The organism is Kitasatospora sp. NPDC058184, from assembly GCF_042883725.1.
Taxonomy (GTDB): Bacteria; Actinomycetota; Actinomycetes; order Streptomycetales; family Streptomycetaceae; genus Kitasatospora.
Window position 1 is genome coordinate 72,683 of the sequence record NZ_JBHVVE010000006.1, and the last position, 16,429, is coordinate 89,111.

The following is a 16,429-nucleotide window of genomic DNA, read 5'->3' on the forward strand; positions in this document are numbered from 1 at the left end:
CCTGAAGCCAGGAGCCACCGATGAGTCATTTGGGGCGCGCCCGCCGTAACTCCGACTGCACCGCCGGCGGCTCGCGGCCCGTGGTGCGGTCGCACCGGCCGCGGCGGGTCGAGGGCGCCGAGCAGGCGTTCGTCATCGGAGTGCTCACCAACGCCGCGGACTTCGCCCGGGCCCGCGCCTGGGGGATCTCCGACGCCCCCGACCACGAGCGCTACCTGGCCGACACCGCCGACCTGCTGGCCGAGGCGCTGGAGCGGTTCGACACCGTCCGGGCCCGGGCGTTCCACCCGCAGGACTTCGAGGAGTTCTGCCTGCTGAACGGGCTGGACCCGGCCGAGCCCGCGGCCCGCGACCGCTACCTGGTCAACCCGGCCCTGCAGACCCAGCTGCTGGCCTATCAGGGCGAGGAGCTGGCCGGGGACTTCGTGCCGCGCCTGGTGCGCGCCCGGGAGAACGGGCTGACGCTCTGCCACGCCGACCTGCTGCTCGACGGGGGCCTGTACGGGGGCGCGGGCGCGTCCGACGAGGAGCACGCCGCCTGGGTGCGCGCCGCCTACGAGCGCGGGGGCGAGGTGTTCCGGCGGATGCTGGTCGGCGCGGGCGCCGGGGTGTACGAGCTGCGCCTGCGGGTGGACGCGCCCGGCGGCGGGCTGACCGCCGCGGCCCGGGTGCTCCAGTGGGAGGACGGCGTGGTCCGGATCAACGACGAGGACCTGGAGCTGGTCTGCGCGGTGCTCTGCACCGGGCTGGCCCTGGAGCTGCCGGGCGTCGCGGTGCTGCACGGCTCGCAGGGCTCGGCGGCCTCCTGCGGGGAGTACCTGCCGGCCTCCTGGGCCTGGTCGAGCGGCGGGCAGGAGTGGGCCCCGGCCGACCGGCCGGTCCGGCTGGACGGCGTGGCGGCGCAGCCCGGCTACAGCCTGGGGACGGTCTGCTGACGCCTCCGCCGCCCCGGGGTGGAGTGGCTACACCGCGGCGCGGCCCCCGGTCTGGGGAGCCGCGCCGTGACGTTTCTGCTTGCCAGCACTAGTGGCGCGAGTGCTGGGTCGTGCCTGGATCCGCTGGCGGGAGCCGGTGCGGTGAGCCTCAGCTCGCATCCTCCTCGCGCACCGCACGGCGCGCGTCGGGGTTCAGCACGCCCCAGGAGATCAGCTGCTCGGTGAGGATCGACGGGGACTGGTCGTAGATCACGGCCAGGGTGCGCAGGTCGTCCTGGCGGATCGACAGCACCTTGCCGTTGTAGTCGCCGCGCTGGCTCTGGATGGTCGCCGCGTAGCGCTGCAGCGGGCCGGCCTTCTCGGAGGGGACCTGGGTCAGTCTCTCCAGGTCGAGGACCAGGCGCGGCGGCGGCTCGGCCGCGCCGCCGGGCGTACCGCCGGGCAGCAGCTCCTGGACCGGGACGCCGTAGAACTCCGCCAGTTCGGCCAGTCGCTGCACGGTGACCGCACGGTCACCACGCTCGTACGAACCGACGACGACTGCCTTCCAGCGCCCCTGGGACTTCTCCTCGACACCGTGCAGGGAGAGACCCTGCTGAGTGCGGATCGCTCGGAGCTTGCCTCCGAGTTGCTTCGCGTAGTCGCTGGACATTGATCTCCCCGGACGAGATTGCTTCGCGTTCAGTGGTGGGTCACGGGCGATTGCCGACGTCGTTACCGGTGGGTCCGACGTCCGTCTCGTAACTCACTGTGAGGTTACGTAGAGTAAGGTAGTTGCGTCAAGCCGAATGGGGCAGTCGTGCGAATGGCCCGCATCGGCGGCGCGTCCGGAGTGTTAACCCGGGGAAGCGGAATGGTGGACGTCTGTTTGCCGTCCGGCGCGCTGGTAGGATGACCGAAGCCCGCGCCCGGTCGGCGGGGGCCATCCCAGACATCCTTTAAGGCCCGTCCAGTGAGGCGGGGAAGGAGGTCCGCTTCGGCATGACCACACACCACGAACCCACGCCGCGGCCGCCGCACCAGGTGCTCGACGGCACGGACATCGCCCGGGTCGTCACCCGGATAGCGCACGAGATCGTCGAGCGCGCCAAGGGCGCGGAGGACGTCGTGCTGCTCGGCATCCACACCAGGGGCGTCCACCTCGCCCGCCGCCTGCACGACCGGCTGGCCCAGATCACCGGGCGCGAGATCCCGCTGGGCTCCCTGGACATCACCATGTACCGGGACGACCTGCGGCTGAAGCCCGCCCGGGCCCTGGAGCACACCGAGATCCCGCCCGGCGGCATCGACGGCAAGCTCGTCATCCTGGTCGACGACGTGCTCTTCTCCGGCCGCACCATCCGCGCCGCGCTCGACGCGCTGAGCGACATCGGCCGCCCGCGCGCCGTCCAGCTCGCCGTCCTGGTCGACCGCGGCCACCGCGAGCTGCCGATCCGCGCCGACTACGTGGGCAAGAACCTCCCCACCTCGCTGCGCGAGGCCGTGCAGGTGCGCCTCGCCGACCGCGACGGCGTGGACGCCGTCCTGGTCGGCGACCGCGACTTCGCCCAGCGCTCCTCGCAGGCCCTGGCCCCCCAGTCTTCCGAACCGCACCTCCCGGAGTAGCCCGCGTGAAGCGCCACCTCGTCTCCGCCGCCGATCTCAGCCGCGACGACGCGCTGCTGATCCTGGACACCGCCGAGGAGCTGGCCCAGCTCTCCGGCCGGGCTGTCAAGAAGCTGCCCACGCTGCGCGGCCGCACCGTCGTCAACCTCTTCTTCGAGGACTCCACCCGGACGAAGACCTCCTTCGAGGTCGCCGAGAAGCGGCTCTCGGCCGACGTCATCAACTTCTCCGCCAAGGGCTCCTCGGTCTCCAAGGGCGAGAGCCTCAAGGACACCGCGCTGACCCTCCAGGCGATGGGCGCCGACGCGGTGGTCATCCGCCACCACGCCTCCGGCGCCCCGGCCCGGCTGGCCCAGTCCGACTGGCTGCACGGCAGTGTGATCAACGCCGGTGACGGCACCCACGAGCACCCCACCCAGGCGCTGCTCGACGCCTTCACCATGCGCCGCCACCTCAACCCGGGCGCCGGCCAGGACCTCGCGGGCCGCCGGGTGACCATCGTCGGCGACGTCCTGCACAGCCGGGTCGCCCGCTCCAACGTCCACCTGCTGAACACCCTCGGTGCGCAGGTGACCTTCGTCGCCCCGCCGACCCTGCTGCCGATCGGGATCGAGAACTGGCCCTGCGAGGTCAGCTACGACCTGGACAGCGTGCTGCCCAAGACGGACTCGCTGATGATGCTGCGGGTGCAGCGCGAGCGGATGAACGCCGCGTTCTTCCCGACCGAGCGCGAGTACAGCCGCCGCTACGGCATGAACGGCCGCCGGATGGCCCAGCTGCCGGACCACGCGATCGTGATGCACCCCGGTCCGATGGTCCGCGGCATGGAGATCACCGCCGAGGTCGCCGACTCGCCGCGCTGCACCGCGATCGAGCAGGTCGCCAACGGCGTCTCCGTCCGGATGGCCGTCCTCTACCTGCTGCTCGGCGGCGCCGTCTTCGCCGACGCGCCCACCGACACCCCCCGTACCGACTCCGTGGAGACCGCCCAGTGACCAGCTACCTGATCCGCAACGCCAAGATCCTGGGCGGCGCCCCGCAGGACCTCCACCTCGCCGACGGCGTCGTCCAGGCGATCGGCACCGGCCTGACGGTCGAGGCGGACATCGAGATCGACGCCACCGGGCTGATCGCCCTGCCCGGCCTGGTCGACCTGCACACCCACCTGCGCGAGCCCGGCCGCGAGGACGCCGAGACCGTGCTCACCGGCACCCGGGCCGCCGCGATGGGCGGCTTCACCGCCGTGCACGCGATGGCCAACACCACCCCGGTGGCCGACACCGCCGGCGTCGTCGAGCAGGTCTGGCGGCTCGGCCAGGAGGCCGGCTACTGCGACGTGCAGCCGGTCGGCGCCGTCACCGTCGGCCTGGAGGGCAAGCAGCTCGCCGAGCTCGGCGCGATGCACGAGTCCGCCGCCGACGTCCGGGTCTTCTCCGACGACGGCAAGTGCGTGGACGACGCGGTGCTGATGCGCCGCGCCCTGGAGTACGTCAAGGCCTTCGACGGCGTCGTCGCCCAGCACGCCCAGGAGCCGCGGCTCACCGAGGGCGCCCAGATGAACGAGGGCCAGGTCTCCGGCGAGCTCGGGCTCGGCGGCTGGCCGGCCGTCGCCGAGGAGTCGATCATCGCCCGCGACGTGCTGCTCGCCGCGCACGTCGGCTCCCGGCTGCACGTCTGCCACCTCTCCACGGCCGGCTCGGTCGAGATCGTCCGCTGGGCCAAGTCCAAGGGCTGGGACGTCACCGCCGAGGTGACCCCGCACCACCTGCTGCTCACCGACGAGCTGGTCCGCACCTACGACCCGGTGTACAAGGTGAACCCGCCGCTGCGCACCGCCGAGGACGTCCGGGCACTGCGCGAGGCGCTGGCCGACGGCACCATCGACGCCGTCGCCACCGACCACGCGCCGCACCCGGCCGAGGACAAGGACTGCGAGTGGGCCGTGGCCGCGATGGGCATGGTCGGCCTGGAGACCGCGCTGTCGGTCGTGCAGCAGACCATGGTCGACACCGGCCTGCTGAACTGGGAGGGCGTCGCGGACCGGATGTCGCACCGCCCGGCCCGGATCGGCCGTCTCACCGGTCACGGCCGGCCGATCTCGGTGGGTGAGCCCGCCAACCTGGTGCTGTTCGATCCCGCGTACCGTGGTGCCGTGAACCCGGACAGCTTCGCCACCCGCAGCCGCAACACCCCCTACAAGGGCCTGGACCTGCCCGGACGGGTGCACGCCACCTTCCTGCGCGGGCGCGCCACCGTGCTGGCCGGCGAGCTCGCCGAGCGGGGCGAGGCGTGATGGACCGCGCCACGCTCGCCCAGGAGCAGGCGAAGGTCACCGACTGGCCCGGGTACATCGGCTGGTCCATCGGCCTGCTGATCGTGATCGGCCTCGTCTACTGGCTGATGCGCCAGGGCTGGAACTGGCGGCGCACCCTGCAGTCCGGGATCCCGCCGCTGCCGGCCGTGCCGGCCCGCGCCGGGCGCACCATCCTGGAGACCAGCGGCCGGTACCACGGCACGACCACCGCCGGGAACTGGCTGGACCGGGTCGTCGCCCACGGCCTGGGCACCCGCAGCCGCGCCGACCTCACCCTCGGCGAGGACGGCCTGCTGGTGCAGCGCCCGGGCGACGTCGACTTCTGGATCCCGGCCGAGCACCTGACCGGTGCCCGTACGGACTCCGGGATCGCCGGCAAGGTCGTCCCCTCCGGGCTGCTCGTCGTCACCTGGACGCACGAGGGCGCCGAGCTGGACTCCGGTTTCCGGGCCGACCACCCCGATGAGCACGCCGCCTGGGTCGAGGCGGTCGCCCAACTCGCAACACGTACGAAGACGAAGACGGAAGAGGCCGCGCAATGACCGCACCTGCCCCCACCACGCAGCGCCAACGGCGGGAACGAGTGCCTGCCGTGCTCGTCCTGGAGGACGGCCGGACGTTCCGCGGACAGGCCTACGGCGCCATCGGCGAGACCTTCGGCGAGGCGGTCTTCAACACCGGCATGTCCGGCTACCAGGAGACCCTCACCGACCCGTCGTACCACCGCCAGGTGGTCGTGATGACCGCCCCGCAGATCGGCAACACCGGCTGGAACGACGAGGACGACGAGTCCAAGCAGATCTGGGTCGCCGGCTACGTGGTGCGCGACCCCGCCCGGGTCGCCTCCAACTGGCGCTCCCGCCGCTCGCTCGACGAGGAACTGGTCAACCAGGGCGTCGTCGGCATCAGCGGCATCGACACCCGCGCGCTGACCCGCCACCTGCGCGAGCGCGGCGCGATGCGCTGCGGCATCTTCTCCGGCGAGGCGCTGGCCGACCAGGCCGCCCTGCTGGCCCGGGTGCAGCAGTCGCCCGAGATGAAGGGCGCCGACCTGTGCGCCGAGGTCGCCACCACCGAGGCGTACGTGGTGCCCGCGATCGGTGAGAAGAAGTTCACCGTCGCCGCGCTGGACCTCGGCATCAAGGCGATGACCCCGCAGCGGATGGCCGAGCGCGGCATCGAGGTGCACGTGCTGCCGGCGAACTCCACCCTGGAGGACCTCTACGCCGTCAACCCGGACGGCGTGTTCTTCTCCAACGGCCCGGGCGACCCGGCCACCGCCGACCACCAGGTCGCCGTGGCGCAGGGCGTGCTGGAGCGCAAGACCCCGTTCTTCGGGATCTGCTTCGGCAACCAGATCCTCGGCCGCGCCCTGGGCTTCGGCACCTACAAGCTCAAGTACGGCCACCGCGGCATCAACCAGCCGGTGCAGGACCGCACCACCGGCACGGTCGAGGTGACCGCCCACAACCACGGCTTCGCCGTGAACGCCCCGCTGGACAAGGTGAGCGACACCCCCTACGGGCGGGTCGAGGTCTCCCACGTCTGCCTCAACGACGACGTGGTCGAGGGCCTCCAGGCACTCGACGTCCCCGCCTTCAGCGTGCAGTACCACCCCGAAGCGGCCGCCGGTCCGCACGACGCCGCCTACCTGTTCGACCGCTTCGTGAAGCTCATGGAGGGCCAGCGTGCCTAAGCGCTCTGACATCAAGTCCGTCCTGGTGATCGGCTCCGGTCCGATCGTGATCGGCCAGGCCGCCGAGTTCGACTACTCGGGTACGCAGGCCTGCCGGGTCCTCAAGGCCGAGGGCCTGCGGGTCGTGCTGGTCAACTCCAACCCGGCCACGATCATGACCGACCCGGAGATCGCCGACGCCACCTACGTCGAGCCGATCACCCCGGAGTTCGTCGAGAAGATCATCGCCAAGGAGCGCCCCGACGCGCTGCTGCCGACCCTGGGCGGCCAGACCGCGCTCAACACCGCGATCTCGCTGCACGCGGCGGGCACGCTGGAGAAGTACGGCGTCGAGCTGATCGGCGCCGACGTCGAGGCGATCAACAAGGGCGAGGACCGCGAGCTCTTCAAGGGCGTCGTCGAGGCCGTCAACGCCAAGATCGGCCACGGCGAGTCCGCCCGCTCGGTCATCTGCCACACCATGGACGAGGTGCTGGCCGGCGTCGACACGCTCGGCGGCTACCCGGTCGTCGTCCGCCCCTCCTTCACCATGGGCGGCGCCGGCTCCGGCTTCGCCCACAACGAGGAGGACCTGCGCCGCATCGCCGGCCAGGGCCTGACCCTCTCGCCGACCACCGAGGTGCTCCTGGAGGAGTCCATCCTCGGCTGGAAGGAGTACGAGCTGGAGCTGATGCGCGACAAGAACGACAACGTCGTGGTCGTCTGCTCCATCGAGAACTTCGACCCGATGGGCGTCCACACCGGTGACTCGATCACCGTCGCCCCGGCGATGACGCTCACCGACCGCGAGTACCAGATCCTGCGCGACATCGGCATCGCCGTCATCCGCGAGGTCGGCGTGGACACCGGCGGCTGCAACATCCAGTTCGCCGTCAACCCCGAGGACGGCCGGGTCATCGTCATCGAGATGAACCCGCGCGTCTCCCGCTCCTCGGCGCTCGCCTCCAAGGCCACCGGCTTCCCGATCGCCAAGATCGCCGCCAAGCTGGCCGTCGGCTACACCCTGGACGAGATCCCCAACGACATCACCGAGCAGACCCCGGCCTCCTTCGAGCCGACCCTCGACTACGTCGTCGTCAAGGTGCCGCGGTTCGCGTTCGAGAAGTTCCCGAGCGCCGACGCCACGCTGACCACCACCATGAAGTCGGTCGGCGAGGCGATGGCCATGGGCCGCAACTTCCCCGAGGCGCTGCAGAAGGCGCTGCGCTCGTTGGAGAAGAAGGGCTCCCAGTTCTCCTGGACCGGCCCCGTCGGCGAGAAGGCGGAGCTGCTGGTCAAGGCCACCGTGCCGACCGACGGCCGGATCAACACCGTGATGGACGCCATCCGGGCCGGCGCCACCCCGGAGGAGGTCTTCGAGTACACGAAGATCGACCCGTGGTTCGTCGACCAGCTCTTCCTGCTGGACGAGATCGCCGGCGAGCTGGCCGAGGCCGAGGAGCTCACCCCCGAGCTGCTGCGCCACGCCAAGCGGCACGGCTTCTCCGACCAGCAGATCGGCGAGATCCGCGGCCTGAAGCCGGACGTCGTCCGCGAGGTGCGCCACGCCCTCGGCATCCGCCCGGTGTTCAAGACCGTCGACACCTGCGCCGCCGAGTTCGCCGCCAAGACCCCGTACTTCTACTCGTCCTACGACGAGGAGAACGAGGTCGCCCCGCGCACCAAGCCCGCCGTGATCATCCTGGGCTCCGGCCCGAACCGCATCGGCCAGGGCATCGAGTTCGACTACTCCTGCGTGCACGCCTCCTTCGCGCTCGCCGACGCCGGGTACGAGACCGTCATGGTCAACTGCAACCCGGAGACCGTCTCCACCGACTACGACACCTCCGACCGGCTCTACTTCGAGCCGCTCACCCTGGAGGACGTGCTGGAGATCGTCCACGCCGAGCAGCAGGCCGGCCCGCTCGCCGGCGTGATCGTCCAGCTCGGCGGCCAGACCCCGCTCGGCCTGGCCCAGGCGCTCAAGGACAACGGCGTGCCGATCGCCGGCACCCAGCCCGAGGCGATCGACCTCGCCGAGGAGCGCGGCGCCTTCGGCCGCGTCCTGCGCGACGCCGGCCTGCCGGCCCCCAAGCACGGCACCGCCTTCTCCTTCGAGGAGGCCAAGGCGATCGCCGACGAGATCGGCTACCCCGTGCTCGCCCGCCCGTCCTACGTGCTCGGCGGCCGCGGCATGGAGATCGTCTACGACGAGGCCTCGCTCGCCTCCTACCTGGAGCGCCACGCGGGCCTGATCTCCGAGCACCCGGTGCTCATCGACCGCTTCCTCGACGACGCGGTGGAGATCGACGTCGACGCCCTCTACGACGGCACCGAGCTCTACCTCGGCGGCGTCATGGAGCACATCGAGGAGGCCGGCATCCACTCCGGCGACTCCGCCTGCGCGCTGCCCCCGATCACCCTCGGCGGCTACGACATCAAGCGCCTGCGCACCTCCACCGAGGCCATCGCGCGCGGTGTCGGCGTCCGCGGCCTGATCAACATCCAGTTCGCCATGGCCGGGGACATCCTCTACGTGCTGGAGGCCAACCCGCGCGCCTCCCGGACCGTCCCGTTCACCTCCAAGGCGACCGCCGTGCCGCTGGCCAAGGCCGCCGCCCGGATCTCGCTCGGCGCCACCATCGCCGAGCTGCGCGCCGAGGGCCTGCTCCCGGCCGAGGGCGACGGCGGCACGCTGCCCGCCGACGCGCCGATCGCGGTCAAGGAGGCCGTGATGCCGTGGAGCCGCTTCCGCGACATCCACGGCCGCGGCGTGGACACCGTGCTCGGCCCGGAGATGCGCTCGACCGGTGAGGTCATGGGCATCGACAAGGTGTTCGGCACCGCCTACGCGAAGGCGCAGTCCGGCGCGTACGGCGCGCTGCCGACCAAGGGCAAGGTCTTCGTCTCGGTGGCCAACCGGGACAAGCGCAACCTGGTCTTCCCGGCCCGGGCGCTGGTCAACCTCGGCTTCGAGGTGCTCGCCACCGCCGGCACCGCCGAGGTGCTCCACCGCGGCGGCATCCCGTCCACGCTGGTGCGCAAGCACAGCGAGGGCGAGGGCCCGAACGGCGAGCGGACCATCGTCCAGCTGATCCACGACGGTGAGGTCGACCTCATCATCAACACGCCGTACGGCACCGGCGGCCGCCTCGACGGCTACGAGATCCGCACCGCGGCCGTGGCCCGCGCGGTGCCCTGCCTGACCACCGTCCAGGCGATGGGCGCGGCCGTGCAGGGCATGGACGCGCTGCTGCGCGACGAGGTCGGGGTGATGTCGCTCCAGGAGCACGCCGAGCTGATCAACGCCGGCCGCAAGTAGCACCACCGCAGTGGGGGGCACCGGAGCCAGCCGGGTGCCCCCCACTTCCATGAGCAAGCCCGTTATCCGCTCCGGGAGTTGAACCACCCTTGTACAAGCTTCTGTTCGACCTGCTCTTCAAGAGGATGGACCCCGAGAAGGCCCACCACCTCGCCTTCTTCTGGATCCGCCTCGCCTCCTCGGTGCCCGGCCTGCGCACCCTGGTGCGGCTGGTGCTCGCCCCGCGCGACCGGGCCCTGCGCACCCGCGCCCTCGGCCTCGACCTGCCCGGCCCGTTCGGCCTGGCGGCCGGCTTCGACAAGAACGGCGTCGGCATCGACGGCCTGTCGATGCTCGGCTTCGACTACGTCGAGATCGGCACCGTCACCGGCGAGGCCCAGCCCGGCAACCCGGCGCCCCGGCTGTTCCGCCTGGTCGAGGACCGCGCGCTGATCAACCGGATGGGCTTCAACAACCAGGGCTCGGCCCGGGTCGCCGCCCGGCTGGCCGCCCGCCCGCACACCAGCTCCACCCCGGTGCTCGGCGTCAACATCGGCAAGACCAAGGTGGTCGAGGAGGCCGACGCCGTCGCCGACTACGTGAAGTCCACCGAGCGGCTCGCCCAGTACGCCGACTACCTGGTGGTCAACGTCAGCTCGCCGAACACCCCCGGGCTGCGCAACCTCCAGGCCGTGGACCACCTGCGGCCGCTGCTCTCCGCCGTCCGCGAGGCCGCCGACCGCACCACCGCGCACCACGTGCCGCTGCTGGTCAAGATCGCCCCCGACCTGGCCGACGAGGACGTCGACGCGGTCGCCGACCTCGCCCTGGAGCTGGGCCTGGACGGCATCATCGCCACCAACACCACGATCGGCCGCGAGGGCCTGCGCGCCGACGCCGCGCGGGTCGAGGAGATCGGCATGGGCGGCCTGTCCGGCGCCCCGCTCAAGGCCCGCGCCCTGGAGGTCCTCCAGCGGCTGCGCGCCCGCACCGGGGGCCGGCTGACCCTCGTCTCGGTCGGCGGCATCGAGACCGCCGAGGACGCCTGGCAGCGGATCGTCCACGGCGCCGACCTGGTCCAGGGCTACAGCGCCTTCATCTACGAGGGCCCGTTCTGGTGCCGGCGGATCCACAAGGGCCTGTCCGCCAAGGTCCGCGCGGGCGGCTTCCGCAGCCTCGCCGACGCCGTCGGCAGCGCCGTCCGCGGCTCGTGAACACCCCCATCGGTTCTGGACCCACCGGTCCTGGAAAGGACGACATGACCCTCGCCCCGTTCGGCGCCCGGCTGCGCCAGGCCCTCGACACCCGCGGCCAGCTCTGCGTCGGCATCGACCCGCACGCCTCCCTGCTCGCCGCCTGGGGGCTCGGCGACGACCTCGCCGGGCTGGAGTCCTTCAGCCGCACCGTGGTCGAGGCGCTGGCCGACCGGGTGGCCGTGCTGAAGCCGCAGGCCGCCTTCTTCGAGCGCTTCGGCAGCAAGGGCGTCGCGGTGCTGGAGCGCACCGTCGAGGAGGCCCGGGCGGCCGGCGCGCTGGTCCTGATGGACGCCAAGCGCGGCGACATCGGCTCCACCATGGCCGCGTACGCCGAGGCCTTCCTGTCGCCGGGCAGCCCGCTGTTCTCGGACGCGGTGACGGTCAGCCCGTACCTGGGCTTCGGCTCGCTGCGCCCGGCCCTGGACCTGGCCCGGGAGCAGGGCTGCGGCGTGTTCGCGCTGGCGCTCACCTCCAACCCCGAGGGCGCCGAGGTGCAGCGCGCGGTGGGCGCGGACGGCGAGCCGGTCGCGGCCTCGGTGCTGCGGCAGCTGGCGGCCGAGAACGCGGGCGCCGCGCCGCTCGGCTCCTTCGGCGCGGTCGTCGGCGCGACGCTGGCCGACGCGGGCGTGGACCTGGCCATCAACGGCCCGCTGCTGGCCCCCGGGATCGGCGCCCAGGGCGCGACCATGGCGGACCTGCCGCGGGTCTTCGGCGCCTCGGTGATGAACGTGGTGCCGAGCGTCAGCCGCGACGTGCTCAAGCACGGCCCCTCGGTGCCGGCGCTGCGCGCGGCGGCGGAGCGCTTCGTCGGGGAGTTCGCGGACGCGGTGTAGGGCCCGTCCTGCCGGTCAGCCCGGATCAGGAGTGATCGGCAAGACGGGTCCTGGTAGCGGAACCCGTCCTTCAGGTAGCGGGGTGGTGACCCTGCGGAGTGTCCGCAGGACCGCGCGGTGGCCGCCGAGTTGACGTGAGCGCCGTCACATCGGCCCCGCCAAAGTCTCGCAATCGCGGTCATTTTGCCCTGGAAAGTCCTGGTCGGCCTTGGCTGACCAGGACTTTTCGTGTTCTTTTCCTGACGTGGCGCCGCAATCCGGGTAGTGTCCGGCGATAGGTCATCGGCGAGCCGCGATTTCCGTGGCTCCCGCAGGTCAGGGCCTTGTGGTTCCCCTTGCGGACGGTGTCCTCGGTACCGAAACCAGTCCTAGCTCAATCCATCCATCCACACCCTGAGGTGAACGGCGTGGCCCTTCCGCCCCTTACCCCTGAACAGCGCACCGCCGCGCTCGCCAAGGCCGCCGAGGCTCGCCGGGAGCGCGCCGAGGTCAAGAACCGGCTCAAGCACTCCGGCGCCTCCCTGCACGAGGTGATCAAGGCCGGCAAGGCCGACAACGACGTGATCGGCAAGATGAAGGTCTCGGCTCTGCTCGAGTCCCTTCCCGGCGTCGGCAAGGTCCGCGCCAAGCAGATCATGGAGCGCCTCGGCATCAGTGAGAGCCGGCGTGTCCGCGGCCTCGGTACGAACCAGATCGCTTCCCTGGAGCGGGAGTTCGGCGGTGGCGCCGCCTGACCGTGCCCCCGTGGTCCCAGGATCCCCCGCGATCCGGGATAATCGGTGCATGAGTGAGCGTCCGCGGCTGACCGTGCTCTCCGGCCCTTCGGGGGTCGGCAAGAGCACGGTCGTCGCTCATATGAGGAAGATGCACCCCGAGGTCTGGCTCTCGGTGTCGGCGACGACCCGGCACCCGAGGCCCGGCGAGAAGAACGGGGTCCAGTACCACTTCGTCGACAACGACGAGTTCGACAAGCTGGTCGCCAACGGCGAGCTGCTGGAGTGGGCCGAGTTCGCCGGGAACCGTTACGGGACCCCGCGTGCGGCCGTGCAGGAGAAGCTGGAGCGCGGCGAGCCGGTGCTGCTGGAGATCGACCTCCAGGGCGCCCGGCAGGTGCGCGAGTCGATGCCCGAGGCGCAGCTGGTCTTCCTGGCCCCGCCGAGCTGGGACGAGCTGGTCCGCCGGCTGACCGGCCGGGGCACCGAGTCGCAGGACGTGATCGAGAAGCGGCTGGCGGCGGCCACGATCGAGCTCGCGGCCGAGCCCGAGTTCGACACGACCCTTGTCAACACCTCGGTCGAGCAGGTAGCGGCCGAACTGCTAGCCTTGCTCGGTGTAGCCTGACCTGTCTGTCTTTTCCACCCTTTCGGAAGGTTTTAGCGTGTCCTCTTCCATGACCGCGCCCGAGGGCATCATCAACCCGCCGATCGACGAGCTGCTCGAGGCCACCGACTCCAAGTACAGCCTCGTGATCTACGCCGCCAAGCGCGCGCGCCAGATCAACGCTTACTACTCCCAGCTCGGCGAGGGCCTGCTGGAGTACGTCGGCCCGCTGGTCGACACCCACGTGCACGAGAAGCCGCTGTCGATCGCGCTGCGCGAGATCAACGCGGGCATGCTGACCGCCGAGGCGGTCGAGGCTGCCTGAGGCGGTCGCTGAATTTCCGGGAGGGCCCGGCGGAATCGTTTCCGCCGGGCCCTCCGGCGTTCCCGGCGCCGGAGCGCGGTGCGGAGCGCCGTACGGGGTCGGGCCGGGGCGCTGTGCGGGGCGGGGCCGGGGGGCCGTAGGGTGGGCGCGTTCCCGATGCGGAGCCCGATGCGGAGAAAGGCCGGTAGATGACTCTGAGTGCGGACGCCCCCCGCGTGGTCCTCGGCGTGAGCGGCGGGATCGCCGCGTACAAGGCGTGCGAGCTGCTGCGCCGCTTCACCGAGTCCGGCCACCAGGTCACCGTGGTGCCGACCGCGGCCGCGCTGCACTTCGTCGGCGAGGCCACCTGGGCCGCGCTGTCCGGCCGCCCGGCCGCCACCGAGACCTGGGAGCGCGTGCACGAGGTGCCGCACGTGCGGATCGGGCAGCAGGCCGACCTGGTCGTGGTCGCCCCGGCCACCGCCGACCTGATCGCCAAGGCCGCCCACGGCCTCGCCGACGACCTGCTGACCAACACCCTGCTCACCGCCCGCTGCCCGGTGGTGCTGGCGCCCGCCATGCACACCGAGATGTGGGAGCACCCGGCCACCCGGGACAACGTCGCCACGCTGCGCCGCCGGGGCGTGATCGTGCTGGAGCCGGCCGTCGGGCGGCTGACCGGCAAGGACACCGGCAAGGGCCGGCTGCCCGAGCCCTCCGCGATCTTCGAGGCGTGCAAGGCCGTGCTGCGCCGCGGCGGGCCGGTGCCGACCGACCTGGCCGGCCGGCACGTGGTGGTCTCGGCCGGCGGCACCCGGGAGCCGCTGGACCCGGTGCGCTACCTGGGCAACCGCTCCTCCGGCAAGCAGGGCTACGCGCTCGCCGTGACGGCCGCGGCGCGCGGGGCCCGGGTGACGCTGCTCTCGGCCAACGCCGAGCTGCCGGACCCGGCCGGGGTGGACGTGGTGCACGTCTCGACCGCGCTGGAGCTGCGCGAGGCGGCGCTGGAGGCGGTCAAGGACGCGGACGCCGTGGTGATGGCCGCGGCGGTGGCGGACTTCCGGCCCGCCGAGTACGCCACCGGCAAGATCAAGAAGGTCGAGGGGGTCGAACCGGCCGCGGTCGCGCTGGTCCGCAATCCGGACATCCTGGCCGAGCTCTCGGCCCACCGGGCCCGTTCGGGCCAACTCGTGGTGGGTTTCGCGGCGGAGACGGACGACGTGCTCGCCAACGGCCGCGCCAAGCTCGCGCGCAAGGGCTGTGACCTGCTGGTCGTGAACGAGGTGGGCAACGGCAAGGCCTTCGGCACGGACGTCAACGAGGCCGTGGTGCTGGGCTCGGACGGCAGCGAGACGGCCGTTCCGGTGGGCCCGAAGGAGGCGCTCGCGGACGTGGTCTGGGACCTGGTCGCAAAGCGGCTGGAAACAGGCGGCAACTGATCGGATTCGCTCGCGCGGCGGTCGAGAAATCCTGAAGCGGGTGACGTTCGGCGGAACCAGACCGTTAGACTCCAGGAATCAAGTCTTTCCGGAGTTCCCCGGTACGAGCCGGGGAACTTCAGTCAGCAGCCGCTGCAACCCCAGGGAGCGCTGTGTCTCGCCGCCTGTTCACCTCGGAGTCCGTGACCGAGGGACACCCCGACAAGATCGCTGACCAGATCAGCGACACCATCCTTGACGCTCTCCTGCGGGAGGACCCGACGTCCCGGGTCGCCGTGGAGACGCTCATCACCACCGGCCAGGTGCACGTGGCCGGCGAGGTGACCACCAAGGCGTACGCGCCGATCGCCCAGCTCGTCCGGGACAAGATCCTGGAGATCGGCTACGACAGCTCCAAGAAGGGCTTCGACGGCGCCTCCTGCGGCGTGTCGGTGTCCATCGGTGCCCAGTCGCCCGACATCGCGCAGGGCGTCGACACCGCGTACGAGGCACGGGTCGAGGGTTCCACCCAGGGGGACGGCGCTGACGACCTGGACAAGCAGGGCGCCGGTGACCAGGGCCTGATGTTCGGCTACGCGTCCGACGAGACGCCCGAGCTCATGCCGCTGCCGATCACCCTGGCGCACCGCCTCTCCCGCCGCCTGACCGAGGTGCGCAAGAACGGGACCATCCCCTACCTGCGCCCCGACGGCAAGACCCAGGTCACCATCGAGTACGACGGCGACAAGGCCGTCCGCCTCGACACCGTGGTCGTCTCCACCCAGCACGCCAGTGACATCGACCTGGAGTCGCTGCTCACCCCGGACATCCGCGAGTTCGTCGTCGAGCCGGAGCTGAAGGCGCTGGCCGAGCAGGGCATCAAGCTGACCACCGAGGGCTACCGCCTGCTGGTCAACCCGACCGGCCGCTTCGAGATCGGCGGCCCGATGGGCGACGCCGGCCTCACCGGCCGCAAGATCATCATCGACACCTACGGCGGCATGGCCCGCCACGGCGGCGGCGCCTTCTCCGGCAAGGACCCGTCCAAGGTGGACCGCTCGGCCGCGTACGCGATGCGCTGGGTGGCGAAGAACATCGTCGCCGCCGGCCTCGCCCGCCGCGCCGAGGTGCAGGTCGCGTACGCGATCGGCAAGGCCGAGCCGGTCGGCCTGTTCGTGGAGACCTTCGGCACCGAGTCGGTGCCGGTCCTGGCGATCCAGAAGGCCGTCTCCGAGGTCTTCGACCTCCGTCCGGCCGCGATCATCCGCGACCTGGACCTGCTGCGCCCGATCTACTCCCAGACCGCCGCGTACGGCCACTTCGGCCGTGAGCTGCCGGACTTCACCTGGGAGCGCACCGACCGCGTGGAGCAGCTGAAGGCCGCCGTCCAGGACTGACGTCCTGAGCCCGGCGCCCGAGCGTCGGCCCGTAGCGTTCTGACGCTCGGCCCGTAGCGCCCGGAAGCGGC

The 16,429-nt window shown here is 71.7% G+C and carries 15 protein-coding genes; 14 read left to right on the forward strand and 1 reads right to left on the reverse strand.

The window, feature by feature from the left end; genetic code table 11:
• Positions 1–20: 20 nt before the first annotated feature.
• A complete protein-coding gene (locus ACFVXH_RS13470; RefSeq protein ID WP_387822970.1) occupies positions 21–935 on the forward strand; it encodes a hypothetical protein in 915 nt (304 codons plus the stop codon).
• A gap of 148 nt (positions 936–1,083) precedes the next feature.
• Here ACFVXH_RS13470 and ACFVXH_RS13475 read toward each other — a convergent pair whose 3' ends face one another.
• Positions 1,084–1,587 carry a transcriptional regulator gene (locus ACFVXH_RS13475; protein WP_030056198.1) on the reverse strand — a complete coding sequence of 168 codons (504 nt, stop codon included), beginning with the start codon at positions 1,585–1,587 and terminating at the stop codon, positions 1,084–1,086.
• Between the two features lie 329 nt (positions 1,588–1,916).
• Between ACFVXH_RS13475 and pyrR the strand changes: the two genes are divergently transcribed.
• The 13 genes from pyrR to metK all read left to right on the forward strand — a co-directional run bounded on the left by pyrR (position 1,917) and on the right by metK (position 16,358).
• Entirely contained in the window at positions 1,917–2,540 is a 624-nt protein-coding gene (gene pyrR / locus ACFVXH_RS13480; RefSeq protein ID WP_049651356.1) for a bifunctional pyr operon transcriptional regulator/uracil phosphoribosyltransferase PyrR, read from the forward strand.
• A 5-nt stretch (positions 2,541–2,545) separates the two neighbouring features.
• Positions 2,546–3,535 carry an aspartate carbamoyltransferase catalytic subunit gene (locus tag ACFVXH_RS13485; protein ID WP_049651357.1) on the forward strand — a complete coding sequence of 330 codons (990 nt, stop codon included), beginning with the start codon at positions 2,546–2,548 and terminating at the stop codon, positions 3,533–3,535.
• Positions 3,532–4,833: a dihydroorotase gene (locus ACFVXH_RS13490; protein ID WP_049651358.1), complete on the forward strand. Its 1,302-nt coding sequence runs from the start codon at positions 3,532–3,534 to the stop codon at positions 4,831–4,833. The genes ACFVXH_RS13485 and ACFVXH_RS13490 overlap by 4 nt, the downstream gene beginning before the upstream one ends.
• Positions 4,833–5,396, forward strand: coding sequence for a hypothetical protein (locus tag ACFVXH_RS13495; RefSeq protein ID WP_049651359.1), 564 nt, complete (start codon positions 4,833–4,835; stop codon positions 5,394–5,396). Before ACFVXH_RS13490 ends, ACFVXH_RS13495 begins: the two co-directional genes overlap by 1 nt.
• Complete coding sequence (gene carA, locus ACFVXH_RS13500; protein ID WP_117487144.1) at positions 5,393–6,550, forward strand: glutamine-hydrolyzing carbamoyl-phosphate synthase small subunit; 1,158 nt, start codon at positions 5,393–5,395, stop codon at positions 6,548–6,550. The genes ACFVXH_RS13495 and carA overlap by 4 nt, the downstream gene beginning before the upstream one ends.
• A complete protein-coding gene (gene carB, locus ACFVXH_RS13505) occupies positions 6,543–9,851 on the forward strand; it encodes a carbamoyl-phosphate synthase large subunit (protein WP_387822977.1) in 3,309 nt (1,102 codons plus the stop codon). Before carA ends, carB begins: the two co-directional genes overlap by 8 nt.
• Positions 9,852–9,940: 89 nt before the next feature.
• Positions 9,941–11,044, forward strand: a complete 1,104-nt coding sequence (locus tag ACFVXH_RS13510; protein ID WP_117487142.1) for a quinone-dependent dihydroorotate dehydrogenase — start codon at positions 9,941–9,943, stop codon at positions 11,042–11,044.
• A 44-nt stretch (positions 11,045–11,088) separates the two neighbouring features.
• Positions 11,089–11,919 carry an orotidine-5'-phosphate decarboxylase gene (pyrF, locus tag ACFVXH_RS13515; RefSeq protein WP_387822981.1) on the forward strand — a complete coding sequence of 277 codons (831 nt, stop codon included), beginning with the start codon at positions 11,089–11,091 and terminating at the stop codon, positions 11,917–11,919.
• Between the two features lie 407 nt (positions 11,920–12,326).
• Complete coding sequence (gene mihF, locus ACFVXH_RS13520; RefSeq protein ID WP_030056187.1) at positions 12,327–12,653, forward strand: integration host factor, actinobacterial type; 327 nt, start codon at positions 12,327–12,329, stop codon at positions 12,651–12,653.
• Positions 12,654–12,702: 49 nt separating this feature from the next.
• Positions 12,703–13,260 (forward strand): guanylate kinase, encoded by a 558-nt coding sequence (gene gmk / locus ACFVXH_RS13525; protein WP_074002393.1) that lies wholly within the window; start codon positions 12,703–12,705, stop codon positions 13,258–13,260.
• Between the two features lie 37 nt (positions 13,261–13,297).
• The gene (gene rpoZ, locus ACFVXH_RS13530; RefSeq protein WP_030056185.1) at positions 13,298–13,564 is read left to right on the forward strand and encodes a DNA-directed RNA polymerase subunit omega; all 267 of its coding nucleotides are present in this window, start codon (positions 13,298–13,300) and stop codon (positions 13,562–13,564) included.
• Between the two features lie 188 nt (positions 13,565–13,752).
• Positions 13,753–14,982: a bifunctional phosphopantothenoylcysteine decarboxylase/phosphopantothenate--cysteine ligase CoaBC gene (gene coaBC, locus ACFVXH_RS13535; RefSeq protein ID WP_049651365.1), complete on the forward strand. Its 1,230-nt coding sequence runs from the start codon at positions 13,753–13,755 to the stop codon at positions 14,980–14,982.
• A gap of 152 nt (positions 14,983–15,134) precedes the next feature.
• Positions 15,135–16,358: a methionine adenosyltransferase gene (metK, locus tag ACFVXH_RS13540; RefSeq protein WP_049651366.1), complete on the forward strand. Its 1,224-nt coding sequence runs from the start codon at positions 15,135–15,137 to the stop codon at positions 16,356–16,358.
• Positions 16,359–16,429: the final 71 nt, after the last annotated feature.